Here is a 26,103-nt window from a genome sequence, read left to right as displayed (position 1 = left end):
GCGCTACCCCCCGATATCCCCCCGTTTTTGCGCCGCGCCGGGCACGCCCGCACGGCATCGCGCACCATAACGGTGCATCACCCGGCGCGGCGTGCGCCCGCATGCGCCGCGAGCGCGCACGGCCGATGCTGCGCCGCGTCCTGCAAACATAGTTCCCCCGCGTGTCACGAATGTGCAATCTGCACTGCACAAAAAAATGGCGCGACCGGGCACCGGATCGCGGCAAGGGAGGCGGGCCGGCACGCACACGGCGCAACCGACCCTGGGGAAGTACCGTCTGCGGCACGCCGGGCGTTCGACGCGGTGAACTATCCGGTTAGCCGGGTCCGGCACCTCAACGCTATGTAGCCGTAATCCCGCCGACAACGCTCATGCATATTTCGACTGACACCGATCGAAAAAAAACATCGGACCGCCCCGCGAGGCGCGGTACGCTAGAAAACTGGCGCGGCGCAGCGATGCTGTCGCCTTTCAGGCGCCCGACTATAAAAAGCGAAGATCGAAATGGAAGCAAAGTGGCTGGAAGATTTCCTGAGCCTGGCGGATACCAAGAGCTTTTCCCGGGCCGCACGTCATCGGCACCTGACGCAATCGGCATTCAGCAGACGAATCGCCGCCCTCGAAACGTGGATGGACGCGAAGCTGGTCGACCGGAGCATCAATCCGGTTGCGTTGACGCCGGCCGGCCAGATGTTTCGCGGGCTTGCCGCGGACATCCTGCGCAGCATGTATGCGGCGCGCAATCTCGTGAACGGCTATGACCAGTTCGCGGCCAGCGACCAGGTCGTGCGGTTCGCCGTCGCGCATACGCTCGTGTTCACGCTGTTCCCCGAATGGCTCAAGCAGCTCCATGGCGAAGTCGGCCACGTGACCGCCCGCGTCAACGCGGTCAACGTGCCGGAAGGCGTGCAGCAGCTGGTCGAAGGCGAATGCGACCTGCTGCTCGGCTATCACCATCCGCAGCTGCCGATCGTGCTCGATCCGAACCACTTCCCGTTCGTCAGCCTCGGCATCGAACGGATCCTGCCGGTGTCGACGCCCGACGCGCGCGGCAAGCCGGTGTTTCAGCTGCCCGGCACGCCGGACGCCCCGCTCCCGCTGCTCGCGTATTCGTCGGGGGCGTTTCTCGGCAACATCGTCGAGATGCTGCTGCTGAACGCAACCGAGCCGTATGCGGTGCACCGATGCTTCGAGACGCACATGTCCGAGGCGTTGAAAGGCATGGTCGTGGCCGGGCACGGCATCGGCTGGCTGCCGGAAAGCTGCGTCGCGAAGGAGCTCGCCGACGGCACGCTCGTATGCGCGGGCTCGGGAGACTGGATCACCGAACTCGAGATCCGCCTGTATCGATCGGCGCGCAAGCGCGGGCTCGCGGCCGAGCAGTTGTGGACCTACATCATGAACCGGCCGCGCGCGGCGGTCGAAGGCGCGCTCGATGCCGAACAGGCCGCCGCGCCGACGATGCGCACCGCACGGCGACTCGCCGGCGGCAGCCGCTGATTCCTGCATTCGCGCCGTGCGGGTTCACGGTGCGAATGCGCTTTCTCCAGCCAGCAATCGCCAAGCCCGCCGAAGCCCGTGAACTCCCTGTGCCCGATCTGCAATCGATATCAGACGAAACGCAAACGTTTGCATTCAATATCGTATTTTTTACTGGCACGGCATTACGCCCGAATATTAAGACCGATTTAACGGACGGAAATACCCTGTTACAGAACAAAATAAAAGTTTCCATTTACCTGCAACAACCCAAAATAACAAAAACGTCGCACCCTCTTTTCACGACGCACGACCTGTATCCTGACCTTCATTGTTTCGCGTCGAACACAGCCGCAAGAATTCCTTTTATCAGTCGTTACTTTTCGGCACGAACGTCGATACCTCCGACGTGACTCAATGCGTGCTCGATCATCGCTACCGACCAGCAATAATCATATTCGGCAATATCGACTTTCTTCAGCATTAAACGAATCAGACGAATCCATCGTTATCCTATTTAAATAGGATATTTCCCTTCGTCCCATTCCAGCCACACGCGGTTGTTGATTCAAAAGCCATCGTGTATCAATAGCGTGTCGCAAAAAGAACGCTGCCAAATCTGACTCGGAATAAATGCTCGCCATTGATTCCGGACGGGAGGTTGCAATGTCTTCTTCGTTTCGACTGCCTGCTCGCCCTTTCCTCAGCGTCTTCCTTTCCTCGCTCTGCGTGAACGCGATGGCCGAGGCGCCGGCGTCCGGTCCGGATGCCGGCCGCTACGTGATTTCGTATATCTGCGGCGACGCACGCATCGACGGGACGGCACCGCTTCCTCCCGACGGCCGGCCATACAACCTGGGCGTGTCGTTTGCTTCCGGCCGCACCGGACAACCGCTAGCCAACGTCCAGGTCCGCCTGCGGCGACATGGCCGCGTGCTCGTCGAATTCAACGCCGCGGGATCGCGCTGCCTGTTCAGCGTGCCGGACGCCAGCTACCGGGTCGAAGGGACCTATCAGGGAGCGACCCAGTTCGCGATCGTCGAAACGGGCACGCTCACCACGCAGTTGCGATGGTGAACGCCGCCTGACCCCATCCCGATCGCGTCATCCACCGCAACGCATCGAATCGAGGAGCTTCGAATGACTCGTGCAGAACGACCCGACGGCTCGTCCGCCTGCCCGCCGAAACCCTCCTGGGGTCCTGGAAAGAACGCGGCGCTCAGCTTCGTCGCGTTCGCCGCGATCTTCAGCCTCTTCGCGTATACCGAGCGGGACAAGACCGCCGGCCATGCGAGCGTGACGCACGACATCGCCGGCGCGATCGACGCCGCGGTCGGCCAGTACCGCCAATCCATCGTGGCCGCGCCCGGCCGCGCGAGCGGCGCATCCGTCCCTCCGATCGCGGCCGCGCCTGCATCGACGATTGCGCGACAGGCCGCACCGCTCGCGCGGCCCGGGCCGACTCCCGCGCCGTCCGCATCGACGCCGCGCGAGGTGTCGACCGCGCCGCCGGTCACGCTCGCGGTCGAACCGCCAGCCGCGTCGCGGGTCCGGCCCGGCACCGCCGCCCGACATCGGCAGCCCTACCCTCCACCGCCCGCGGCACTGGCAGCCGATACGCACGGCGCGCCGGCCCATGGCCGCGCCGCCGCACGGTCGCTTGCCGAACATCGCGCACCGCGCGCCGAGAGGCTGGCAGGCACGCGAAGGCGCCTGGATTTCACGCCGAAGGCGCCGCCGTATGGCACCGACGCGGCGCGCATGCAGACGGCGAGCGTCACGCACGAGGCGCTTGAAGGCGCACGTGCGCTGGCGAAGGCCCGCTCGTGCGCGGTGATCGACGAGTGGAACTGCGTGGCGCAAAACGCGAGCCGCGCACTCGCGATCGACCCGACGAACAGCGAATCGCGCGCGTTGCTGGGACAAGCGATCCGCAATCGCCTGTGAGCCGGTCGGAGGCCGCCGGGCCTCGCCGCCCGGGGGGATGACCGCAGGCGACGAGCGTCGTCGGGCGTGCAACCGATGTGATCGTTTCAGAGTGAGGAGACACCGTGGACAACCCTCGGAAACAACCATGCACCACCGTCGCCCCGTCCAACCGGCGGATCCTCCTGCATGCGCCGCTGGTGTTGCTGCTCGTCGCGTCCGGCCCCTGCTTCTCCGCCGAAGGCGACGCGGAATCGGGCGGCGCGAGAGAAATCGCCAGATCCGCGCCGGATGCGCCTGCGCCCGATCGGCAGGCGAGCGTGACGTCGATGGAGATCGCCGCGGATTCGGGCACGCTGCCCCCTCATGCGCCGACCCCGATCGCACAGGCATCGGATGCGTCGATGCAGATCGCGCAGGCACCGAACCCGGCCATGCCGACCACGGTCGTGGTGGACCCGGACGCGCCGCAGCCGGCTGACCAGGGGCCTGGCGCGGCATCGGCCGATACGCAGGCCTCGGTCGCGCAGACGTCGCATGCGCCGATGCGGCTTGCGCGGGCGTCCGGCACCGCGTTTCCGAATACGTCGGCACCGCACGCGCAAACGTCGCATGCCCCGATGCAGCTTGCGCAGGCATCCGACACCGCTCAGGCGAATACGGCCGCACCGATCGCGCCCACGTCGGGCGCCCCGCCGCGGGCCGCACCGACCACAACCGCCTCACCGGCCACCACGCCGACGCTGACCGCCCAGGCATCCGGCACCCCGATGCCGAACGCCCCCACCCCCGTCCCGCAGACGCCCGGCTCGCAACCGCCGCCGTCCCAGACGCCGAACGCACCGACGCCCGGCGCCCAGCTCCCTGGCGAACCGATCCAGCGATCCCAGGGCCCCGACGTCGAAACACCGAACGCGCAGGCGCCGAATCTCCGCACCGCCGATGCCGCGACGGTACGCAACGACGTGTTCGGCCTCGCGGCGAGCGGCGGCGCGATCAAGGCGCTCGACGAAGCGAAAGCCCGGCCCGATGCGTTCTCCGCCGTCGACATCGCGCAACTGGAAGAACTGTCGATTCGCCAGCAAGTGCGCGGCGGACGCGACAAGTCGCGTTCGATGACGAGTTCGGACCGCTTCGACGGCCTCGACAGCGCGCTGCGCGCGGCCGACGACCTCGACAAGCGGATGCCGGCCACGCCGGAATACACGCCGGTCAGGACGGCGCTCGCGGGCGACCGCACGGTCGCCTACGCGGCACGCGGCGACATGAAGACGGCCGTCGCGACGTTCGAGACGATTCCGTCCAGCGCGGAAATCTCGATCGACGCGCTGGCGGCCGTCGGCGACGCCTACCTGTACCTGAGCGAACCGGCCAAGGCGAACGTCGTCTACCTGCGCGCGCTGAAGCAGGCGTCCGCGTCGCCGACCGACCGCGCGACCCGCGGCTTCCAGTACGGCGTGCGCACGCGCGAGATCGAACTGCGCGAAGGCGTGTTCTGGTCGTACGTCGACCAGGGGCGCGCGGCGCAAGCGAAGCAGGTACTCGACGAGATGGGCAAGTCGCTGCCGCCCGTCAAGGAGGTGCGCAACGTCGGCCCCGAGGAAGGCGACTACCTGCGCTACTACCGGCTGCGCGCGCAATACCTGATCTTCACGGGCCATGCCGACGAAGGGATCGCCGCGCTCGAACAGCTCGAGAAGCAGGTGCCGTTCAACGCGGAGATCCGTGCCGCGCATGCCGACGCGGTGTCGGGCCAGTCGCACCCGCGCCAGGCGATCTCGATGTATCGCGCGTCGCTGACCGATCACCCGGACAGCGTCGAGATGCTTGCCGGCCTCGGCCGCGCGTCGCTCACGGCGGACGACTACGCGACCGCGAAGACCGTCGACCAGACCCTGGGCGACACGTTCCCGGACAGCGGCGCCGTGCGCGGCTTCAAGCGCGACTACAAGGCCTATCGCAGCCCCGTGTTCACGACCGACCTGAGCTTCGAGCACGGCAACAGCGCGCTGGCCGACAACAGCTTCACGTCGGACAGTTATGTGTATTCGCAACCGTTCGGCGACAACTGGCGCGTCTTCTCGCACACGTTCTTCGGTCATGCGCAAACCGACGGCGGCAACGTCAGCCGCACGCGCACCGGTGTCGGCGGCGACTACCGGCACGGCCCGCTCACCGTGCAGGGCGAAGTCACGCGCTCGTTCGGCGCGGACGGCCGGACCGGCGGCCGCGGGACGATCGCGTACGCGCTGAACGACTACTGGACGGTCGGCGCCGGGCTCGACACCAACGACAACTCGCTGCCGTGGAAGGCCTATGCCGCGCACATTTGGGGCCGCTCGGCGAACGTCGAGGTCGTGTATCGCCAGAACGACCGCCGCGAGATCAGGCTGAGCTACGGCGTGAGCCGCTACAGCGATTCGAACCTGCACCAGGAGATTTCCGCGACCGGCACGCAGCGCGTGTACACGACCGCGACCCAGCTCGTCAACGTATCGCTGAACCTCGGCACGGACAGCAACACGCGCCAGGACGCGCCCTACTTCAGCCCTGGCCGCGACTACGCGGCCGCGGCGACCGTCATGCACCAGCTGACGCTGTGGAAGAAGGGCGACATGGGGCTGCAGCAACGCGTGTCGGTGTCGGGCGGCGCGTACAACGAGCGCGGCTTCGGCACCAGTCCGCTGTGGAGCGCGCGCCTCGAGCACGCGTGGACGTTCAAGCACGACATCACGCTGACCTACGGCGTCGAAGTCAGCAGCCATGCGTACGACGGCCAGCGCGAGCGCTCCGAAACCGGCTTCCTGTCGGTCAACCTGCCGTTCTAGCAAGGAGAGCGTTCATGCACACCAGACGGACCTTCATGTGCGGATGCCTCGGCACGTTTGCCGCCTGTTCGTTGTTCCCGGGCGTGACGAACGCCAAGATGATCGACCTGCTGCCGCCGTCCGATCCGGCCGACGGCAAGACGTTCCGCGTGATCTGCATGCACGACGTGCGCGACAACCTGATGGCGTCGTTTTCGTCGCCGTCGGCGATGGTCGATCCGTTCGCGGTCGATACCGGCACGCTGACCGCGATCTTCTCGTGGCTGCAAACCAACAACTACCACACCATCACGGTCAGGCAGATCGAGGAGTCGCGGCACGGCGGCACGCCGCTGCCGCCGCGCGCGGTGCTGCTCACGTTCGACGACGGCTACCGCAGCCACTACACGAAAGTGCTGCCGCTGCTCGAGCGCTTCAAGTATCCGGCCGTGATGGGCATCGTCACCGCGTGGATCGACGCGCCGCCGGATGCGCCGATCCGCATCAGCGACAAGATCCAGGTACCGCGCGACTACTTCATGTCGTGGGACGAAGTGAAGCAGGTCGGCCAGTCCCGTCTCGTCGAACTCGGCTGCCACACCCACAACCTCCATCATGGCGCGATCGCGAATCCGCAAGGCAACGAGTTGCCGGCGACCACCTCGCACCTGTACCTGCAGGATCAGCAACGCTATGAAACCGACGCCGAATTCGCGGCACGCGTGCACAACGACCTGCAGACCTGCGTACGGCAGATCCGCGACCACACGGGCGTCGTCGCGCGCTCGATGGTATGGCCGTACGGCGCGGAAAACCAGCCCGTGCGCCAGATCTCGACGTCGCTCGGCATGGACATCCAGTTCAGCCTCGACGCCGGCCCGAACACGCCGGACGTGCCGCTGGACCGGCTGAGACGGGTCCTGATGATGTACGACGTCGACATCGGCGGGTTCGAGCGCTCGATGCGCGAGCCGGCGTCCAACCGCGGCGACGTCGACGTGCCCGAGCGCATCGTGCAGGTCGATCTCGACCAGGTCTACGATCCCGATCCCGCGCGGCAGGAAGCCAATCTCGGCAAGCTGATCGAGCGCATCTACCGGATGCAGCCGAAATCGGTGTACCTGCAGGCCTATGCGGACCCGAAGGGCACGGGCGTGGCCGAATCGGTGTATTTCCCGAACCGGCACCTGCCGATGCGCGCCGACCTGTTCTCGCGCGCCGCGTGGCAGCTCAATACGCGTTCCAACGTGCAGGTGTACGCGTGGATGCCGGTGCTCGCGTTCCGGCCGCCGGCCGACAAGCAGCGCGGGCTCGAGGCCGTCAGCGCCCACGGCGGCGCGCCGGCCCGCGAGAACGGCACGCGCGTGTTCCGGCTGAGTCCGTTCGATCCGGACGCGCGGCTGATGATCCAGCAGATCTACGAGGATCTCAGCAAGCATGCGTCGTTCAGCGGCATCCTGTTCAGCGACGACGCCGTGCTCGACGACTACGAGGACGCGGGCCGGCATGCGCTGCGCATCTATGCGCAGTGGGGGCTGCCCGCCGATATCGGCAAGATCCGCGAGAACCCCGAACTGATGAAGCGCTGGACGCGCCAGAAGTCGCGCTACCTGATCGACCTGACCCGGCAGCTCGAGCAGATCGTGCTGGCCCACCAGAACGTCGGCGACGTGCTGACCGCGCGCAACCTCTTCGCGATGCCGGTGCTCAAGCCCGAATCGGAAGCGTGGTATGCGCAGAACTACGACGACTTCCTCGCCGCCTACGACTACGTCGCGCTGATGGCGATGCCGTACATGGAGCAGGCGAAGGACCCCGAGGGCTGGCTGGACCAGCTCGTGCGGGCCGTGCGCGCGAAACAGCGCGGGCTGCAGCGTACCGTGTTCGAACTGCAGTCGTACGACTGGCGCGCGCACAAGGACGTGCCGGCCGGCACGCTGCTCACGCAGATGCGGCGGCTGCGCAGCGAGGGCGCCGTGAATTTCGGGTACTACCCGGACAACTTCCTGAACGGCCAGCCGGAACTCGACGCGATGCGCGACGTGATGTCGCTGAAGTCGCGCCTCGACCCCACCTCGATCAACGCGCTGATGCAGATGCAGCAATCGCAGGGGACGAAGACGCCATGACCACCCACAGCCTCATCACGCGCCTGCAGGATTTCGTTTTCTACTACCCGTTCTTCATGTCGTATCTGTGGATGATTGGCGGCGTCGTGCATTACTTCCTGCTGGAAGAAGGCCGCACGCTGTCGACCCGGACGATCGCGGCGAGCGGCATCCCGAAGATCTCGATCGTCGTGCCCTGCTTCAACGAAGCCGCGAACGCGCGCAGCGTGATCGGCCACCTGAACGGGATGCAGTATCCGAACTACGACATCATCGCGGTCAACGACGGCAGCCGGGATCGTACCGGCGAGATCCTCAACGCGCTGGCCGTCGAGATCCCGCGGTTGCTCGTGATCCACCACGCGCGCAACGAAGGCAAGGCGGTCGGGCTGACGACCGCGGCGGCCGTGTCGAACGCCGAATACCTGCTGTGCATCGACGGCGATTCGCTGCTCGCGCACGACGCGATCGGCTGGATGCTCGAGCACTTCCTGACCGACCCGGGCGTCGGCGCGGTGACCGGCAACCCGCGCATCCGCACGCGCACGTCGCTGCTCGGCCGCATGCAGGTCGGCGAATTCTCGTCGATCGTCGGGCTGATCAAGCGCACGCAGCAGGTGTACGGCCGCATCTTCACGGTGTCGGGCGTCGTCACGATGTTCCGCAAGACCGCGCTCGCCGACGTCGGCTACTGGAGCTCGGACATGCTGACCGAGGACATCGACATCAGCTGGAAGCTGCAGTGCCGCGACTGGCGCGTCGTGTACGAACCGCATGCGCTGAGCTGGATCCTGATGCCCGAGACGCTCAAGGGGCTCTACCGGCAGCGGCTGCGCTGGTCGAAAGGCGGCATCCAGGTCCTGATGAAATATGCGGGCACGCTCGCGCGGCCGACGCAGATGATGATGTGGCCGCTGTTCGTCGAATACCTGATCGGCATCGCGTGGGCCTATTCGATGTCGTTCATCCTGCTGCTCGCGCTGCTGAACCTCGTCTACCCGCTGCCGCCGAGCTGGCACGTATCGGTCGTGCCGCACTGGCACGGGATGCTGCTGGTCGCGACCTGCATCCTGCAGCTGATCGTCGGCAGCATGATCGATCGTCAGTATGACGAAAAACTCCTGATGTATTTCCTGGACACCATCTGGTATCCCGTTGCTTTCTGGCTGATCAGCATGATCACCACCGTCGTCGCCCTGCCGGCCGTCGTGCTGCGGGGCCGCGGCAAGCGGGCCGTATGGGTCAGCCCCGACCGAGGCATTCAACATGAAAAACGCGCCGATTATTGACCTTTCCCTGCGCACGCCGCGCGAAATGATCACCGAACGCGGCCGCGTCGTCGGCTCCGTGCTGGTCGTCTGGTTCCGCCTCGTGCGGCCGGCGCTGGTCGGAGCCGTGTGGGCATCGATCTGCATCTATACGTACCGCTACCTGCTGCCGTTCAACGAAGCCGAGATGCCGATCGAGCAGATGGTGTTCTACGCGACCTCGATCGCGCTCATCGCGGGCACGATCGTCACGTGGCTGATCGCGGGGCGCGTCGTGCATCCGCTCGCCCACCGGCTGCGCGTGTCGAAGATGCTGCGGCGCTCGGCCAGCGCGAAGGCGCGCTCGGTGCCGTCCACCGCGCTGGCCGGTGCCCGCCGGCGCGGCGCGCGGCGCACGACGCGCATTCTCGTCGCGTCGCATGACGCGAACGGTTCGATTTCCGGCATCGAATGGGTAGCCCACGCGGGGCCGCCGCCCCGCGAGTAAGTCAGCGGAGACGCGCCGCCGCGCACCGGACGCCCCCGTGCCGCGCGGCGCCGCTCCAGACGCCGCGCTGCCATGCATCGCCGGCAGGCCGGCAACTTCTTCTGGACGAGGTGAATCATGTGCGGAATCGTCGGAGCAAGCGGCCTGAACAATCAGGTGCCGCAACTGGTCAATGCGTTGAGCCGGCTCGAGTATCGCGGCTACGATTCGTGCGGCATCGCCGTGCAGGACGACGGCCGCCTGCGCAGCGAACGCACGCTGCGGCGCGTGACGGACCTGCAGGCACGCGTGCTGACGCTCGGCCTGGAAGCGCAGACCTGCATCGCGCACACGCGCTGGGCGACGCACGGCGCCCCGTCGGAAATGAACGCGCATCCGATCATGTCCGGCGACACGATCGCGGTCGTGCACAACGGGATCATCGAGAACCACGACGCGCTGCGCGCGGAGCTGCGGGAGCGCGGCTACACGTTTCGCGGCCAGACCGATACCGAGGTGATCGCGCACCTGATCCACAGCGTCTATCGCGACGACCTGTTCGACGCGGTCGTGCGCGCCGTCAAGCGGCTGCACGGCGCCTATGCGATCGCGGTCCTCAGTGCGCACGAGCCGCAGCGCCTCGTCGCCGCGCGCGCCGGCTCGCCGCTCGTGATCGGCATCGGCGCCGAGCAGAACTACCTCGCGTCGGACTGCGCGGCGCTGGGCGACCTGACCGACCGCTTCGTCTACCTGGAGGACGGCGACGTCGCGCTGATCACGCCGGAACGCATCGCCGTGGTCGACTCCGGCGGGCACGATGCCCGGCGCCCGCTGTGCCAGGTGAAGGCGCGCGAGGGAGACGCCGCGCTCGGCCCGTACCAGCACTTCATGCAGAAGGAGATCTTCGAGCAGCCGAAGGCGATCGACAGCACGCTCGACGGCATCGACACGATCTCGCCGGCGCTGTTCGACGCGACCGACGGCACGCGCGCGCGGCTGTCGAGCGTCAGGAGCGTGCTGCTGCTCGGTTGCGGCACCAGCTACTACGCAGGACTGACCGCGAAATACTGGCTGGAGAGCATCGCCGGCATTCCCGCGCAGGTGGAGATCGCCAGCGAATTCCGCTACCGCGACACGGTCGCCGATCCACGCACGCTCGTGGTCGGCATCTCGCAGTCCGGCGAAACGGCCGACACGATCGGCGCGATCGAGCAGGCGCGCGCGATGGGCCAGGAACTGTCGCTGGCGATCTGCAACGTCGCGACCAGCACGATCGCGCGCAATGCGCCGCTGCGGTTCCTCACGCGGGCCGGCATCGAGCTCGGCGTCGCGTCGACGAAAGCGTTCACGACGCAGCTCGTCGCGCTGTTCGTGCTGACGCTCACGCTCGCGCAACTGCGCGGCCGGCTCGACGCGGCGCACGTCGCGATGCACCTGAAGCAGCTGCGCGCGCTGTCCGGCCGCATCGGCCATGCGCTTGCGCTCGAAACGCAGGTCATGGGTTGGGCCGCGAAGTTCGCGCGCACCGAGAATGCGTTGTTCCTCGGGCGCGGCATCCACTTCCCGATCGCGCTGGAAGGCGCGCTGAAGCTCAAGGAAGTGTCGTACATCCACGCGGAAGGGTATGCGGCCGGCGAGCTGAAGCACGGCCCGCTCGCGCTCGTCACGAGCGCGATGCCCGTCGTCACGATCGCGCCGGACGACCGCCTGTTCCAGAAGCTGAAGTCCAACATGGCCGAGGTGCGCGCGCGCGGCGGACGGCTCTACGTGCTGGCGGGCAGTCAGCTCGAAATCGACGCCGACCGCGACACGCACCTGATCCGCGTGCGCGAGTCGGGCGACCTGCTGTCGCCGATCGTCAACGTGATCCCGCTGCAACTGCTCGCGTATCACGTCGGCTGCGCGCGCGGCGCCGACGTCGACAAGCCGCGCAACCTCGCGAAATCGGTGACCGTCGAATGAAACGGCGCCCGCGCCCGGTGCCTGCGGCCGCGCGATGCGTCGCGGCCGCGCTTTGCGGTGCGTGCGGCATCGGCGCGGCGCCGCCGGCCGCCGTCGCCGCCGCGCCGGTCGTTCACACGGTCACCGTGCAGGCTTCGCCCTCGCCGCAGGCCACCGGCGACCCGCGCCGCTTCATGCACGGCATCGGCGTGGCCGACGCCGGCGACGGCAAGCGCTGGGTGTTCTTCAGCAGCTCGGGCATCGAGCCGCGTGGCGCGTTGCGCGGCGGCAGCTGGCCGCACGACGTGTACGTCGGCGAATGGCGCCCCGGCGAGCCGCGCCTGCTGCACGTTCACACGTTCATCAGCCGCCCCGAGGCGCAGGAACCGGTATCGATCGCGCAAAACGCGCGCGGCGACATCTTCGTCACGTTCGAGGACGGCTGGAAGGCGCCGCAGGAGGTCAGCCAGCGCTACGGCATCTACCGCCGCGACCTGAAGCCGGTCAAGCCCTACCCGAACGACGTCGAGTCGGGCGGCCATTCGGGGCATGTCGCGACGGTCGGCGAACGCTTCGTCGTGTTCTATTCCGCCGACTGGGTCGACGGCGGCGGCGTCGACAATCTCGGTTCCGGCAACGGCGTCTACCTGAAGACCTACGACGCGGCCGGACACGTGCTGAACCACGTCGCGGTCGCGCCGCACCGCCGCGAATGGTGGCCCGTGATCGCGGGCTCGCCGCGCACCGCGCTGCTCGTGTGGCAGAAATTCATCGAAGACAGCACCGACGCGACGCTCGAATACGCGACGTTCGATCCCGTCACGGCGAAGCTCGACATGCTCGGGACGCTGAACGACAGGATCCGGTATTACGTGTACTCGTCGGCCTACGTGCCGGAGATCGACCGCTTCATCGTCGTCACGACGACGGCCGACGATCGCGGCATCGCGATGCTGATCGCGCCGGACGGCCGCCGCACGGCGACGCTCGACTGCCTGCCCGCATCGGTGCGCGAATCCGGCATCGGGGTCGCCGGCACGCATGCGTATGTGCCGACCCGCGACGGGCGGCTGCTGACACTGGCGCTCGGGGCCTCGACGATTACCGCGAGCGGCGTGCAGCGCTCGCCGATTCCGTGGGGCTCGACCGGCATCGCCGGATTCCCGGCCCGCGGGTCGGCCATGCATTTCGTGTCGCTGACGCCGTCGGGCACGCGCGAAGCCGATTTCGAACCCGGGCGCGACACGTCGATGCCGAACGACGCAGCGCGTTGCTCGAGTCATTGACGACAGTCCGGCCCTCGGTCATGTCGTCAGCGCGGGCCGGCCTCGCGCGCCCCTTTCCTCAGCGGAATTCGCCAGCGCCGCGCATAGCGGATAGACTGTCGCCCGATTCCTTCCATCGCCCGCGGCGCCCGACTCCTGCTGCCGCCGGAACGTCCTTTCCCGGAGAACGAATGCTGAAGCGCCAGTGGTTTTCGCTCGTGCTGCTGACGGTTTGCCTGCTCGGACAACGCGCGTCGGCGCAGTCCACGCTCGAACTCGACACCGACGGCACCGCCCGCCCCCTCACCCGGCAGACGCTGCTCGCGCGCCCCGATGCGGCGGACATCCACGTGCCGCGCGACATCGCGTACGGCCGGCCGATGACGTTCCGCGCGGTGCCGTTCGCCGCGCTGCTCGGCGACACGCCGCTGCCGGCCGACGGCGTGCTCGAAACGCGCGCGGCCGACGGCTTCGCCGCGCAACTGCCGCTGGATCTCGTGCGCCCCCACGCCCCAGCCCGCGCCGTCCCGTGGCTCGCGATCGAGGACCCGGCCCATCCGTGGCCGAAGCTGCCCGGCAAGCCGGTCAGCGCCGGGCCGTTCTACCTCGTGTGGCTCGGGCCGGACGCGTCGTCGGTGCGCGGCGAGCAGTGGCCGTACCAGGTCGTGCGCGTCACGATCGAATCGTCGCCGCTCGCGCGCTGGCCGTCGCTGGCCGTCGATCCGGCCTTGCCCGCCGACGATCCGGCCCGCGCGGGCCAGCGGCTGTTCGTCACGCAATGCCTCGCCTGCCACCGGCTCGACGGTGCGGGCAGCAGCCACGCCGGCCCCGACCTGAACACGCCGATGAATCCGGTCGACTACTTCCAGCCGGCCGCGCTGCGCCGCTATATCCGCGACCCGGCGTCGGTACGCGACTGGCCGGGCCGCCGCATGCCGGCCTTTCCGCCCGACCAGCTGAGCGACCGGGAACTCGACCAGATCGTCGCGTATCTCGCGTACCGGGCAAAGCGCAAGGCCGGCCAGTAACGGGCAGCCGGATCATCCAGGGGACGTTGATGACATCACGCGACACGCTGTTCACCATCGCGCCGATCGACGCCGCGCAGACGCACCCGCTCAGGGCGACGATCCTGCTCAACGGCGACCTGAACGCATGCGAGCTGGCCGGCGACCATGCGCCGACGACGCTGCATGTCGGCGTGCGCGACCAGTCGGGCATCGTCGCCGTCGCGTCGCTCTGCGAGGAACCGCGCGACGACGATCCCGCGCAGCCGGCGTGGCGGCTTCGCGGAATGGCCGTCCACCCTGCCGTGCGCGGCATGGGATTCGGACGCGTGCTGGTGCAGGTCTGCGTGCGGCACGCGGAAGAACGCGGGGCCGCGCTCGTCTGGTGCACGGCACGCGAAGCGGCGTACCGGTTCTACGAAAAGCTCGGGTTTGCGGCCGATGGTGCGTTGACGACGATGCCGGGCCGCACCGATACGGCGTTCCACGTGATGCGCCGCTACATCGGCCGGCATTCGCGGTCGGTCTGACGCAACGCGCGCGCTGGCGTCACGCCAGACGAACGCCTGCCCGGCCCGGCGAAACCCTGCCGCCGGGCCGGGCGCGTCACGCTCAGGCTTCCTGCGCGCTTCGCAGCACCGCGCGCAACAGCACGTCGGCGCCCGCCGCCGCCCATTCGGGCGTGATCGCTTCGGCCTCGTTGTGGCTCAGCCCGTCGACGCACGGCACGAAGATCATCCCGGTCGGCGCGACGCGCGCGACATAACACGCGTCGTGGCCCGCGCCGGACACGATATCCATGTGCGACAGACCGAGCGCCTCGGCCGCGTCGCGCACTGCGTCGATGCAGCGCGGCGCGAATGGAACCGGCGGGTACGTGAAGATCTGCTCGATCCGCGCGCCGAGGCCGGACGCGTCCGCCACGCGTGCGAGTTCCGCGCGCAGCGCCGCGTCCAGTTCGTCGAGTACCGCATCGTCGGGATGGCGGAATTCGACCGTGAAGAAGCAGCCGCCCGGCACCGTATTGCGCGAGTTCGGCCGCGCCTCGATCATCCCGACCGTCGCGCGCGCATGCGGCGCGTAACGACGGCCGAGTTCGTCGAGAAACGAGATCATCCGTGCGGCGCCGACCAGCGCATCGCGACGGAATGCCATCGGCGTCGTGCCCGCGTGCGCGTCGACACCGGTCAACGTCACTTCGTACCAGCGTTGCCCCTGCCCGGCCGTCACGACGCCGATCGTCTTGCCGGCCCGTTCGAGAATCGCGCCCTGCTCGATATGCAGTTCGTACGCCGCGTGCACCGGATAACCGCCGACGGGCACCGCGCCCGCATAGCCGATCCGCTCGAGCTCGTCGCCGATCGTCCGGCCCGTGCCGTCGGTACGCGACAGCCCGTATTCGAGCGTATAGACGCCGGAAAACACGCCGGCCGACACCATCGCCGGCGCGAAGCGCGAGCCTTCCTCGTTGGTCCAGATCACGACGTCGACCGGGCGCTCGGTCTCGATGCCCGCGTCGTTCAGCGCACGCACGACCTCGAGGCCGCCGAGCACGCCGTAGATGCCGTCGTACTTGCCGCCCGTCGGCTGCGAATCGGCGTGCGAACCGGTCATCACCGGCGCGGCATCGGGATTCCGGCCGGGGCGGCGCGCGAACACGTTGCCCATTTTGTCGACGCGCACCATGCAGCCGGCCTCTCGCGCCCATTGCACGAACAGGTCGCGCGACTCGCGATCGAGATCGGTCAGCGCGAGGCGGCAGACGCCGCCCTTCGGCGTCGCGCCGATCTGGGCCATCCGCTCGAGCGACGCCCACAGGCGGTCGCCGTCGACGCGCGGTACGTTGACGGTGTTCTCATGCATCGCCGTGCTCCGTAGAACCTTGCAGCGCATAGCGGAAATCGCAACGCTTGCCGCCCTGCATGATCGTGCTCGTGCGCGTGAGCGCGATATCCGGCGCATAACCCTGGATGAAATAGCTGTCGCGCGCGCAGCTGAGCAGGTGCCCGATCTCGCCGAGCCCCATCGCGTGATACATCTCCGCGTAGCGGCAGCGATGCACGTCGTAGTCGTAATGCGTGTCGTCCGCGCGCCGCACCTCGACGTCGAGCGCATCGTCCTTCTCCCACAGCACCTGCAGCGCGATGAACGACTTCACGCTCGTGCCGTCCGGCTCCTGCGCGGCGAACGTGCGGCCCGCGTCGACGGCCGCGCCGCGCACGGCTTCCGCGATCACGGCCTGCGCGCGCTCGGTGCCGAACTCGCGCTTCATGATCTCGTAGATCGGCTTGATGATTTCCGCTTCGATGCGGCGCCGCGCGAGGATCCCGAGGCGCGTGTCCTCGGGTGCGGCGGCGGATGTCGGGCTGGATTCGGTCATGGGGATCGTCTTTGTCTCGTGGGGGTTACTTGGCCGCGGTGCGCGAACCGCCGAGCACGTCGACGACGGCCCACTTGCCGCCGCGCACCTGGTAGATCGTGAAGGCCGGGTCCTTCAGGTTGCCTTCCGGGTCGAACGCGATACGCCCGGTCACGCCCGGCCGGTCGATGGCGCGCACCGCCGCGACGAGCTTCGCCGGCTGCGTCGTGCCGGCCTTCTGCGCGGCGGCGATCAGCGTGGCCGCCGCGTCGTACGCGAACGGCGCATGCAGTTCGATCGGTGCATGAAAGCGTGCCTGGTATTGCGTGTCGAACGCCTGGCCGCCCGGCATCCGGTCGAGCGGCAGGCCCGGTTCGAGCGCCGTCACGCCGTCGCCGTCCTTGCCCGCGAGCGACAGGAAGGTCTGGCTCACGAAGCCGCCCGCGCCGAGCAGCGGCGCATTGACGCCGAGCTGGCGCATCCGGCGGGCGATCGGCGCGGCCTGCGCATCGAGGCCGCCGAAGAACACGAGATCCGCGTGCTTGCCCTTGATCGCGGTCAGCACGCCGCTGAAATCGGTCGTCTTGTCGTTCACGTACTGGCGATCGACGATCGCGCCGCCGTTCGCCTGCACGCCCTTGATGAACTGGTCGGCCAGTCCCGCGCCGAACGACGTGCGATCGTCGATCACCGCGATGCGCTTCGCCTTCAGCGTCTTCACCGCATACGCGCCGGTGAAATTGCCGCCCGCATCGTCGTGGCCCATGATCCGGAACGCCGTCGCGTAGCCCTGCTGCGTGTATTGATGGCCGGTGGACGCCGGCGCGATCTGCGGGATGCCCGCGTCGCGGTACACGCGCGACGCCGGCACGCTGCAGCCCGTGTTCCAGTGACCGACGACGCCGATCACGTGCTGGTCGACGAGCTGCTGCGCCACCGCGACGGCCGTGCGCGGATCGGACTGGTCGTCGGCCGCGACGAGCTTGTAGACGACCGGCTTGCCGCCGATGGTCGGATGCTTGGCGTTCGCGTCGTCGATCGCGAGTTGCGCGCCGTTCTGCAGATCCTTGCCGATCCGCGCGGACGGGCCGGTCAGCGGCGCGGCGAGACCGATCAGGATCGTCTGCGGTGCGGATTGCGCGAACGCGGGAACGGAGGCGACCAGGGCGGCCGCGGAGAATGCGAGACTGGCGGAGAGGAAAGCGATTTTCATGTGTGGAGGATCGGTAGGTCGAATCAAAACATGAAAAATATTAAATATTCAACGCCCAAGCCCCAAATACCCAATTGTTGGATGCTTATGCCGTTTCCGGAACATTAACGTATACGACTGTATATAAAGCATATTTTAATGTTGTCGCTTACCCTGACTTTTCGATAAAATTCGATACATGAAAAATATCGAACAATTACCGCACGATCCGCCGCTGCGCGCGGTGCGCGCGTTCGAAGCGTTTGCGCGTCTCGGGTCGGTCACCGCGGCGGCGGGCGAACTCGACATCACGCCGTCGGCCGTCAGCCATCAGCTGCAACTGCTGGAAGCGTTCATCCAGACGCCGCTGACGGTCCGCGAAGGCCGGCTGCTCGCGCTCACCGACGAAGGGCGCGACTATTACCGCTCGATCAGCGCGGCGTTCTCGGTGCTGCGCAGCGCGACGCGCTTCGTGCGCGACCGCTCGTCGCTGCGGCAGATCACCGTCAGCCTGATTCCGCTGCTCGGCATCGGCTGGTTCATTCCGCGGCTGCACGCGTTCCTCGCCGACAACACGGACGTCGACGTCACGGTGCTGTACGCCCATCACCGCAACTACCGAAGCGACGCGTCGGACCTGTCGATCCGCTTCGGCACCGGCGACTGGCCCGGCTACCGCTGCGAACGGCTGCTGCCGGGCGCGATGGTGCCGATGTGCAGCCCGTCGTTCCTGACGCGCCACGGGCCGTTCCGCACGCCGGCCGATCTCGCCCGGGCGCCGCTCGTGCACGACGAGGATCGCAGCACGTGGGTCAACTGGCTGCAGGGTGCCGGCGTGCGGCACGTGTCGCACGCGGTGGGGCCGATGTTCGAGGATGGGCAGCTCACGCTGAGCGCCGCGCGTGCGGATCTCGGCGCGGCGCTGCTGCGCGCGCCGCTGGTCGAGCGCGAACTGGCGAACGGCGAGCTCGTGAAGCTGTTCGATCACGCGCTCGACGACGGGCGCGATTACTACCTGTGCACGCGCGAGGACGCGGACATGCCGGACGGGGCGCGGCGGCTCGCCGAGTGGCTGAGGAAGATGGCGGGGATCTGAGCGGAACGTGCCGCGCCGGCGGAACGACGCTCGGAATGGTAAAAGCGCTCTTCGACACCAACATCCTGATCGACTATTTGGGCGGCGTGGAATCGGCACGCGTGGAACTGGGCCGCTACGACTATCGAGCGATCAGCACGATCTCGTGGATGGAGGTGCTGGCCGGTACGCCCGCACAGGACGAGGCGCCCATCCGCGCATGGCTCTCGTCGTTTGATGTCATCGCGCTCGACCACACCGTTGCGAATCGCGTCATGACAATCCGTCAGGAGCGGCGCCTCCGCCTGCCCGACGCAATTGTCTGGGCATCGGCACAAGTCAACGGGCTCCTGCTCGTGTCGCGCAACACGAAGGACTTCCCCGCCACCGAACCCGACGTCCGCGTTCCCTACACGCTCTGAGCCGTCGCATACCGCGACACCTTGCCCTCCCGTCGCACCGGACACGATCGCGCGAGACGTTCGTCCAGCGCCCGCGCTCGTCCGCATTCGACAGCCATCCGCCCCGCACTCGACAAGCCGCTCCCACAGGCCCGCACAATCAAGGGCCGGAAGCAGATAGAAAATCCCGATGCCCCAGATTGAAACAAGCAATTTCACAAGCTCCGGGTGAACCCGGATACTGGCAACACTCCACTCACCACTGAAGACAAGGAATTCTCCAGATGCCGATCATCAACACCCAAATCAAGCCGTTCAAGGCAACCGCTTACCACAACGGCGATTTCGTGCCCGTCTCGGAAGAGAACTTCAAGGGCAAGTGGTCCGTCGTCGTGTTCTACCCGGCCGACTTCACGTTCGTCTGCCCGACCGAGCTGGGCGACCTCGCCGACCGTTACGCGGAATTCCAGAAGCTGGGTGTCGAAATCTACGGCGTGTCGACCGACACGCACTTCACGCACAAGGCATGGCACGACACGTCGGACACGATCGCCAAGATCAAGTACCCGATGATCGGCGACCCGACGCTCACGCTGTCGCGCAACTTCGACGTGCTGATCGAGGAAGAAGGAATGGCCCTGCGCGGCACGTTCGTGATCAACCCGGAAGGCGAGATCAAGCTGTGCGAAATCCACGACAACGGCATCGGCCGCGACGCGGGCGAACTGCTGCGCAAGGTGCAGGCCGCGCAATACATCGCGGCGCACCCGGGTGAAGTGTGCCCGGCCAAGTGGACGCCGGGCGCGGAAACGCTGACCCCGTCGCTCGACCTGATCGGCAAGATCTGACGATCGCGCCGCGCGCCTCGCACGAGGCGCGCGATGGCGGGCCGCCGCGGCACGCGGCCCGCACCCTCCTCCGGCACGACGTGCCCGACCAGCATAATCAATACGGAATCCGAAACGCCATGCTCGACGCCAATCTCAAGAACCAACTCAAAGCGTACCTCGAAAAAATCACGCGCCCGATCGAACTCGTCGCTTCGCTCGACGACAGCGCGAAATCGCAGGAACTGCTGGCGCTGCTGAACGAGATTGCGTCGCTGACGGATCGCGTGACCGTTGCGGAACGCCGCGACGACGCCGAGCGCAAGCCGTCGTTCTCGATCGGCGAACCCGGCAAGCCGGCCGGCATCCGCTTCGCCGGCATCCCGATGGGCCATGAATTCACGTCGCTCGTGCTCGCGTTGCTGCAGACGGGCGGCCACCCGATCAAGCTCGACGACGACGTGATCGAACAGATCCGCGCGCTCGACGGCGATTACGCATTCGAGACGTATTTCTCGCTGTCGTGCCAGAACTGCCCGGAAGTCGTGCAGGCGCTGAACGTGATGTCGCTGATCAACCCGCGCATCCGCCACGTCGCGATCGACGGCGCACTGTTCCAGGATGAAGTCGAGTCGCGCCAGATCATGGCCGTGCCGACGATGTTCCTGAACGGCGCGTCGTTCGGCCAGGGCCGCAGCAGCGTGAAGGAAATCCTCGCGAAGCTCGACACGGGCGCCGGCGAACGCGCGGCGAAGTCGCTCGAAAACAAGCCGGTGTTCGACACGCTGATCGTCGGCGGCGGCCCGGCAGGCGCGGCAGCCGCCATCTACTCGGCGCGCAAGGGCATCGCGACGGGCGTCGTCGCCGAGCGTTTCGGCGGCCAGGTGCTCGACACGATGGCGATCGAGAACTTCGTGTCGGTGCAGGAAACCGAAGGGCCGAAGTTCGCGACCGCGCTCGAGCAGCACGTGAAGCAGTACGACGTCGACATCATGGACGTGCAGCGCGCCGACGCGCTGATTCCGGGCGACGTGCACCAGATCCGCCTCGCGAACGGCGCGGTGCTGAAGGCGAGGACGATCGTGCTCGCGACCGGCGCGCGCTGGCGCGAAATCAACGTGCCGGGCGAGCGCGAGTACCGCAACCGCGGTGTCGCGTACTGCCCGCACTGCGACGGCCCGCTGTTCAAGGGCAAGCGCGTCGCGGTGGTCGGCGGCGGCAACTCGGGCGTCGAGGCCGCGATCGACCTGGCCGGCATCGTGAAGGAAGTCACGCTGATCGAATTCGGCGCGCAACTGCGCGCGGACGAAGTGCTGCAGCGCAAGCTGCGCAGCCTGCCGAACGTGACGATCGTCACGCAGGCGCAGACGACCGAGCTGACCGGCGACGGCAGCAAGCTGAACGGGCTCGTCTACAAGGATCTGCGCTCGGGCGACACGCGGCGCATCGATCTCGAAGGCGTGTTCGTGCAGATCGGCCTCGTGCCGAACACCGAATGGCTGAAAGGGACGGTCGAACTGTCGAAGCACGGCGAGATCGTCGTCGATGCGCGCGGTGCGACGTCGGTGCCGGGCGTGTTCGCGGCCGGCGACGTGACGACGGTGCCGTTCAAGCAGATCGTGATCGCCGTGGGCGAAGGCGCGAAGGCGTCGCTCGGCGCGTTCGACCACCTGATCCGCCAGGACGTGGCGCCGGCCGCCGCGCCGCAGCCGCAAGCGGAAGAAGCGGTCGCCGCATAACGCCCTTCGGCGTACCGGATTGTCTCTCTTGGCCCCGCATGCTTTGGTCGGCATGCGGGGTCCTTTTTATTCGGAAGTTGGCGCGGCTACTTGGTTGCGGTCGGATCGCCGTTCGCGGGCGCGGGTGTCGTCGACTTGAAGTTGCTCGATGCACGGACCAGTTGCTCGGTCATCGCGGCGGCGACCGGATTCGCGCCGGACGAATTCCCCCGGCGGGACGAACCGGCGCTTGCCGACATCGACGACATCGGCGGCGGCGGCAACGACGGATCGAGCTTCGCCGATTCCCGGACCAGCGCGGCCGTCTCCGGCGTTTCGGATTTCGTCGCGGCCGGCGCGGCGGCTGCATGGCGTTCGAGGCCGTCGCGCTTGCGCGGCGCACGTTGCGCGTCCTGCGCGGATGCGGCCGATGGAGCGGGTTTGACGGCCGGCGCCGGCGGGGTCGAATCCTGCGCATCCACCGTCACCACGTTGACTTTCGGCAGCGGTGCGGCGGGCTTCGTCACCGGTTGCGGCTTGTCGCTGACGACCGGAACCGCGGGCACGGCCGCAGGCGCCGCGTCGATCCGCGCGGTTTCAGCCGGCGCAGGCGTGGGTGCGGACGGAGGCAGCGCGGCCGCGACCTGTTTCGATGCCGTCGCGGCAGCCGGTGCCGGCGGCGCGATGGCGCCCTGCACCGCATGATCGTTGCTCGCGGGTGCCGCGGCGACCGGCGCGGCCGAATCGCCGATGCCGGCGTCTTCGATCGCACGGTGGTCCGCGCGCAGGAGCATCACGTAGCCAGTGCCGGCCGCGGCTACCAGGAGCGCACCGGCGATCATCAAGGTCTTGCGGGTACTCGTCATGCTTGCTCACCGATCATTTCGACGTGAACAAGCCATCATACGCGGCCGTCGGTCATTGATCCCGCATGAATACATTTGGTTGCATTGATGGCGGCCGAGGGCCGCCGATGCGATGCCGCGCGCCCTATCGTCAGACGGAAAAATGCCTGCTCGTCCCCGTCAGATACAGAAAATTGCAACCGCGATCCCGCCGAACAGCAGCCACTTCACGATGTAGTACACGGTTCGATTCCATGCCTTCAATCGCTTGCCGGCGCGGCGAATCGCATACAGGTACCTGAACGCACGATTGAGGCCGCCCGTGCGATCGCCCGTTTCGTTCGGCGACGCCGCCGCGCGCATCAGCAGTTGCCCGAACGCATCGTTGATGCGCTGCGCCCAGCGATATCTCATCGGGCGGTCGATGTCGCAGAACAGGATCACGCGATCGTGCCCGGTGCGGTTTTCGGCCCAGTGCAGGTACGTCTCGTCGAACATCACGGCCTCCCCGTCCCGCCATGCATACGACTCGCCGTCCACGACGATCCGGCACGCGTCGTCGTTCGGCGTATCGAGCCCGAGGTGGTAGCGCAGCGAGCCCGCGTACGGATCGCGATGCAGCCCGAGTTTCCCGCCCGGCGGCAACTGCGCGAACATCGCCGCCTTGATCGACGGAATCCGCGACAGGATCTCGACCGAGCGTGGACACAGCGCCTGCGCGGACGGATGCGGCGCGTCGTACCACTTCAGGTAGAAACGCTTCCAGCCGTGGCGAAAGAACGAATTGAAGCCGATGTCGTTGTACTCGCCGGACGCCTTGATCCGGCTGGCGTCGCGCAACGCGAGCGCTTCGCCGCGAAACGTGCGCCATTCGCGCCGTAGCACCGCGAGCTCCGGAAAGTGATCCGTATCGAGAAACGGCGTGGTCGGCACCGACGAGAACGCGTAAGAAAAGCAGTTCAGCGGTGCGGTGAAGGTCGAGTGATCGGATAGTTGCCTGAACAACCTGTGCCGAACCTTGCCGCGCCGATGCGTGTACACGACACACGCAACGAACACGATCAACAGGACCCAGCGCATCGATATTTCCCCCGTAAGCTGTTTGCCGAAATTCTAGGTAGGGGAAAAAATTCCTGCACTGACGCGCAGGTCGTGCGGCGTGCGTCGTCACGACGCGGCGCGTTGCCGGATCGACCGTGCCGAAACGCCGAAAGGCCCGCGAATACGGGCTTTTCGGGCCATCCTCGTGCGTATTCGGCATGCCGCCGACGCGCGCGCCGCCGGCGATTATTCCGGAAACGGCAAATCAGTTTGTCGGTCTGCACGCATACCGAACGCGTTCAGCGTCATCGTCGCACGCAAACAGGCAACCGGTGCGCCCCATCCCCGGCATGATTGCGTCGACGGTCGGCAGCACACCGTTCTTGTCGCACGCCGCGCGAGTCATGTTCAGGTCGACCGCCGCGCGGACGGCATGCGAATGTCGCATCCTCGAACGACGGAATTCGCAACAGGGTTTCACCGAGCGCGGGCACGGCATCCGACAAAGCGCGGCATCGTGGGCGGTCAGGCCGACAGGCCCCGGGCGCGCATGCCTGACACGCAGGAACCAGTTCGTGTGAGGGAGACCGCATCGCACTTTTCCGATTGGTTAAACCTGAATTTCGTACTCGTCCCATTAAAAATCCCGCCCCGTTCGATGAAAATCCCAAATCTGATCGGAGTTCGACATATCTGCCCTTCCATACGACGACATTTCGCCGGGAAATCCCCATGAACCTCACGAATCCATTTCATCCTGCCTCGATATCGGCTTGTTCAAGACGTGTATTCCGCCGCGCGTCACTGCCCGTCGTCCTGACGCTCATGGCCGCCTTCGTCACACATGACGCGTTGGCACTCACCCAGGTCACCGCATTCGGCTCGACGCTGAACGTACCGAGCACCACTGCGGCCGGAACGGTCCTGAGTCGCCATGCCATTCCGAAAAATCAGCTTTGCGGCGCGCTTGCCAAGTGCGACGTCTACGCGATCTCGTTATGGCCGAACGGCGGCGGCGCCTTCGCGCCCGGCCCCGATATCGCCACCAACGTCCCCGGCATTTCGGCGCGGCTGCTGATCGGCGGCCAACCCGCCACCCGGGCCGACTACGGATCTGCCGGTATGCCGATTACCGTCTCGTCATCTCTTGAGGTCCAGCTCGTGCGCGATTCGCGGCCGCTTGAGCCCGGCAGCCTTGCCGGCCAGGCCGGCGGAAATCCTTCGTACTTCTATATTTGCACGTCGCCTCGCGGAACATCCACATCCTATTGCGGTTCGTCGTACGACGGTCTTGCGATCGCGCTGGCGGCCAAGGTCAAGCTGGTCAACGGCACCTGCGGCACGCCCACCCAATCCATCACGCTGCCGGGTGCCGCCGCCGCTCAATTCAAAGGTGTCGGATCGACCGGCAACAACGCATCCACGCAGAGCTTCAATCTGCGATTCGAAAATTGCCCGCCGGGCTATACGCGCATCGGTTACACGCTCACGCCGATCGGTGGCGCGTCGTCCACCATTCCCGGTGCATTGCCGCTGCGTGGCGGATCGACCGCAAAGGGTATCGCCATCAAGATCACGGACGCATCCGGATTGCCGGCCGCCTTCGATTCCTCGTTGCGGCTTGGCGCATACTCGTCCTCGACGGGCGGCACCTACACGCTTCCGATGGTTGCCGGCTATGTCCAGACGGAGGCCGTCGTCACGCCGGGCACGGTCATGGGCGCCATGTCCGTCCTGGTCGACTATCAGTAACCGCCTGCGCCTTCACACCCGCGTCTCAAGCCGGACGCGTGATTCGGGGGCGCCGGTTCAACTGCACCTCATTCCGGGAACGGCAAATCGGTTTGTCCGTCTGCACGCATACCGAACGTGTTCAGCGTCATCGCGACGAGTGCGTAGTAACCGAGCAGCGCGACGAGATTCACCACGGTCTCGTGGCCGAAGCGCGCCTGTGTGCGCGCGAACGTCGCATCGCTCACGCGGCGCGTGTCGTACAGCTCGCTGGCGAACGCGTATATCAGTGCGTCGTCGTCCGATTCGAATGCGGGCGCGACGCCCAGCCGGATCGCTTCGGCCGTCGCCGCCGGCACACCGGCGTCAAGCGCGATCGGATGATGGATGTGCCACTCGGCCTGCGAGCGCCAGCGCGCGGCCGTCACGAGAATCGCGAGTTCCGACAGGCGCAGCGGCAGGCCCGTGCGATAGCGGCAGAACGCGCCGAGCTTCTGCGCGTGCTGGGCCAGCTCGGGGCTCGCGATCCAGCCGAGGAACGGCCCGTTCAGGTTGCCGCGCGGACCACTGAGGATGTCGGCCAGCACGGCCTTCTGCTCGTCGGTGGCCAATGCGGGATCGAAAGGAGGCAGTCTGTCTGTCATGGT

22 protein-coding genes are annotated in these 26,103 nt (G+C 67.0%); 16 read left to right on the top strand and 6 right to left on the bottom strand.

Translation table 11 applies throughout. The features are described from left to right. The first annotated feature begins 504 nt into the window (after positions 1–504). The 11 genes from VXM69_RS07055 (at position 505) to VXM69_RS07005 (ending at position 14,797) form a co-directional block, all read left to right on the top strand. Positions 505–1,500: a LysR substrate-binding domain-containing protein gene (locus tag VXM69_RS07055; RefSeq protein WP_124668990.1), complete on the top strand. Its 996-nt coding sequence runs from the start codon at positions 505–507 to the stop codon at positions 1,498–1,500. 645 nt (positions 1,501–2,145) lie between these two features. Continuing rightward, a complete protein-coding gene (locus tag VXM69_RS07050; protein ID WP_034185951.1) occupies positions 2,146–2,556 on the top strand; it encodes a hypothetical protein in 411 nt (136 codons plus the stop codon). Positions 2,557–2,619: 63 nt separating this feature from the next. After that, positions 2,620–3,426 (top strand): hypothetical protein, encoded by an 807-nt coding sequence (locus VXM69_RS07045; RefSeq protein WP_367189207.1) that lies wholly within the window; start codon positions 2,620–2,622, stop codon positions 3,424–3,426. A 104-nt stretch (positions 3,427–3,530) separates the two neighbouring features. Next, positions 3,531–6,233 carry a poly-beta-1,6 N-acetyl-D-glucosamine export porin PgaA gene (gene pgaA, locus VXM69_RS07040; RefSeq protein ID WP_367189206.1) on the top strand — a complete coding sequence of 901 codons (2,703 nt, stop codon included), beginning with the start codon at positions 3,531–3,533 and terminating at the stop codon, positions 6,231–6,233. 14 nt (positions 6,234–6,247) lie between these two features. After that, positions 6,248–8,341, top strand: coding sequence for a poly-beta-1,6-N-acetyl-D-glucosamine N-deacetylase PgaB (pgaB, locus tag VXM69_RS07035; RefSeq protein WP_367189205.1), 2,094 nt, complete (start codon positions 6,248–6,250; stop codon positions 8,339–8,341). Beyond that, positions 8,338–9,609 carry a poly-beta-1,6-N-acetyl-D-glucosamine synthase gene (gene pgaC / locus VXM69_RS07030; protein ID WP_124668986.1) on the top strand — a complete coding sequence of 424 codons (1,272 nt, stop codon included), beginning with the start codon at positions 8,338–8,340 and terminating at the stop codon, positions 9,607–9,609. The genes pgaB and pgaC overlap by 4 nt, the downstream gene beginning before the upstream one ends. After that, the gene (locus tag VXM69_RS07025; protein ID WP_034185946.1) at positions 9,587–10,075 is read left to right on the top strand and encodes a hypothetical protein; all 489 of its coding nucleotides are present in this window, start codon (positions 9,587–9,589) and stop codon (positions 10,073–10,075) included. The genes pgaC and VXM69_RS07025 overlap by 23 nt, the downstream gene beginning before the upstream one ends. Before the next feature lie 117 nt (positions 10,076–10,192). Further along, positions 10,193–12,016, top strand: a complete 1,824-nt coding sequence (gene glmS, locus VXM69_RS07020; protein WP_367189204.1) for a glutamine--fructose-6-phosphate transaminase (isomerizing) — start codon at positions 10,193–10,195, stop codon at positions 12,014–12,016. Continuing rightward, positions 12,013–13,281: a hypothetical protein gene (locus VXM69_RS07015; RefSeq protein WP_367189203.1), complete on the top strand. Its 1,269-nt coding sequence runs from the start codon at positions 12,013–12,015 to the stop codon at positions 13,279–13,281. Before glmS ends, VXM69_RS07015 begins: the two co-directional genes overlap by 4 nt. Positions 13,282–13,451: 170 nt before the next feature. Next, positions 13,452–14,288: a cytochrome c gene (locus VXM69_RS07010; protein ID WP_069705095.1), complete on the top strand. Its 837-nt coding sequence runs from the start codon at positions 13,452–13,454 to the stop codon at positions 14,286–14,288. 29 nt (positions 14,289–14,317) lie between these two features. Then, entirely contained in the window at positions 14,318–14,797 is a 480-nt protein-coding gene (locus VXM69_RS07005; protein ID WP_367189202.1) for a GNAT family N-acetyltransferase, read from the top strand. 82 nt (positions 14,798–14,879) lie between these two features. Here VXM69_RS07005 and VXM69_RS07000 read toward each other — a convergent pair whose 3' ends face one another. Genes VXM69_RS07000 through VXM69_RS06990 form a run of 3 tightly spaced genes read right to left on the bottom strand, consistent with a single transcriptional unit; the run spans position 14,880 to position 17,839 of the window. Then, positions 14,880–16,130, bottom strand: a complete 1,251-nt coding sequence (locus VXM69_RS07000) for a Zn-dependent hydrolase (RefSeq protein WP_367189201.1) — start codon at positions 16,128–16,130, stop codon at positions 14,880–14,882. Next, on the bottom strand, positions 16,123–16,647 hold the full coding sequence (locus VXM69_RS06995) for an L-2-amino-thiazoline-4-carboxylic acid hydrolase (RefSeq protein ID WP_226226744.1): 525 nt from the start codon (positions 16,645–16,647) through the stop codon (positions 16,123–16,125). The genes VXM69_RS07000 and VXM69_RS06995 overlap by 8 nt, the downstream gene beginning before the upstream one ends. 25 nt (positions 16,648–16,672) lie before the next feature. Beyond that, positions 16,673–17,839, bottom strand: a complete 1,167-nt coding sequence (locus VXM69_RS06990) for a branched-chain amino acid ABC transporter substrate-binding protein (protein ID WP_034185940.1) — start codon at positions 17,837–17,839, stop codon at positions 16,673–16,675. Between the two features lie 178 nt (positions 17,840–18,017). On the opposite strand from VXM69_RS06990, the gene VXM69_RS06985 reads away from it, so the two are divergent. The 4 genes from VXM69_RS06985 (at position 18,018) to ahpF (ending at position 21,860) form a co-directional block, all read left to right on the top strand. Continuing rightward, positions 18,018–18,914, top strand: a complete 897-nt coding sequence (locus VXM69_RS06985; protein WP_034185939.1) for a LysR substrate-binding domain-containing protein — start codon at positions 18,018–18,020, stop codon at positions 18,912–18,914. 35 nt (positions 18,915–18,949) lie between these two features. Continuing rightward, entirely contained in the window at positions 18,950–19,315 is a 366-nt protein-coding gene (locus VXM69_RS06980; protein WP_049035366.1) for a type II toxin-antitoxin system VapC family toxin, read from the top strand. A gap of 263 nt (positions 19,316–19,578) precedes the next feature. Further along, a complete protein-coding gene (gene ahpC, locus VXM69_RS06975) occupies positions 19,579–20,142 on the top strand; it encodes an alkyl hydroperoxide reductase subunit C (RefSeq protein WP_049035363.1) in 564 nt (187 codons plus the stop codon). Between the two features lie 119 nt (positions 20,143–20,261). Continuing rightward, positions 20,262–21,860, top strand: coding sequence for an alkyl hydroperoxide reductase subunit F (ahpF, locus tag VXM69_RS06970; RefSeq protein WP_124609756.1), 1,599 nt, complete (start codon positions 20,262–20,264; stop codon positions 21,858–21,860). 86 nt (positions 21,861–21,946) lie between these two features. Here the strand turns inward: ahpF and VXM69_RS06965 are convergent, their stop codons facing one another. Both VXM69_RS06965 and lpxO read right to left on the bottom strand, forming a co-directional pair. Next, complete coding sequence (locus VXM69_RS06965; protein WP_367189200.1) at positions 21,947–22,705, bottom strand: extensin; 759 nt, start codon at positions 22,703–22,705, stop codon at positions 21,947–21,949. Between the two features lie 159 nt (positions 22,706–22,864). Next, complete coding sequence (lpxO, locus tag VXM69_RS06960; RefSeq protein ID WP_034185934.1) at positions 22,865–23,764, bottom strand: lipid A hydroxylase LpxO; 900 nt, start codon at positions 23,762–23,764, stop codon at positions 22,865–22,867. Between the two features lie 693 nt (positions 23,765–24,457). On the opposite strand from lpxO, the gene VXM69_RS06955 reads away from it, so the two are divergent. Next, positions 24,458–25,477, top strand: coding sequence for a fimbrial protein (locus VXM69_RS06955; protein ID WP_367189199.1), 1,020 nt, complete (start codon positions 24,458–24,460; stop codon positions 25,475–25,477). Between the two features lie 68 nt (positions 25,478–25,545). Here the strand turns inward: VXM69_RS06955 and VXM69_RS06950 are convergent, their stop codons facing one another. Further along, complete coding sequence (locus tag VXM69_RS06950) at positions 25,546–26,100, bottom strand: carboxymuconolactone decarboxylase family protein (RefSeq protein ID WP_226193626.1); 555 nt, start codon at positions 26,098–26,100, stop codon at positions 25,546–25,548. Between the last annotated feature and the right edge of the window lie 3 nt (positions 26,101–26,103).

It is taken from the genome of Burkholderia sp. Ed8 (assembly GCF_040761425.1).
Taxonomy (GTDB): Bacteria; Pseudomonadota; Gammaproteobacteria; order Burkholderiales; family Burkholderiaceae; genus Burkholderia; species Burkholderia seminalis.
Note: the sequence above shows the minus strand (reverse complement) of the source record. Positions and strands in the feature narration are given on the sequence as shown.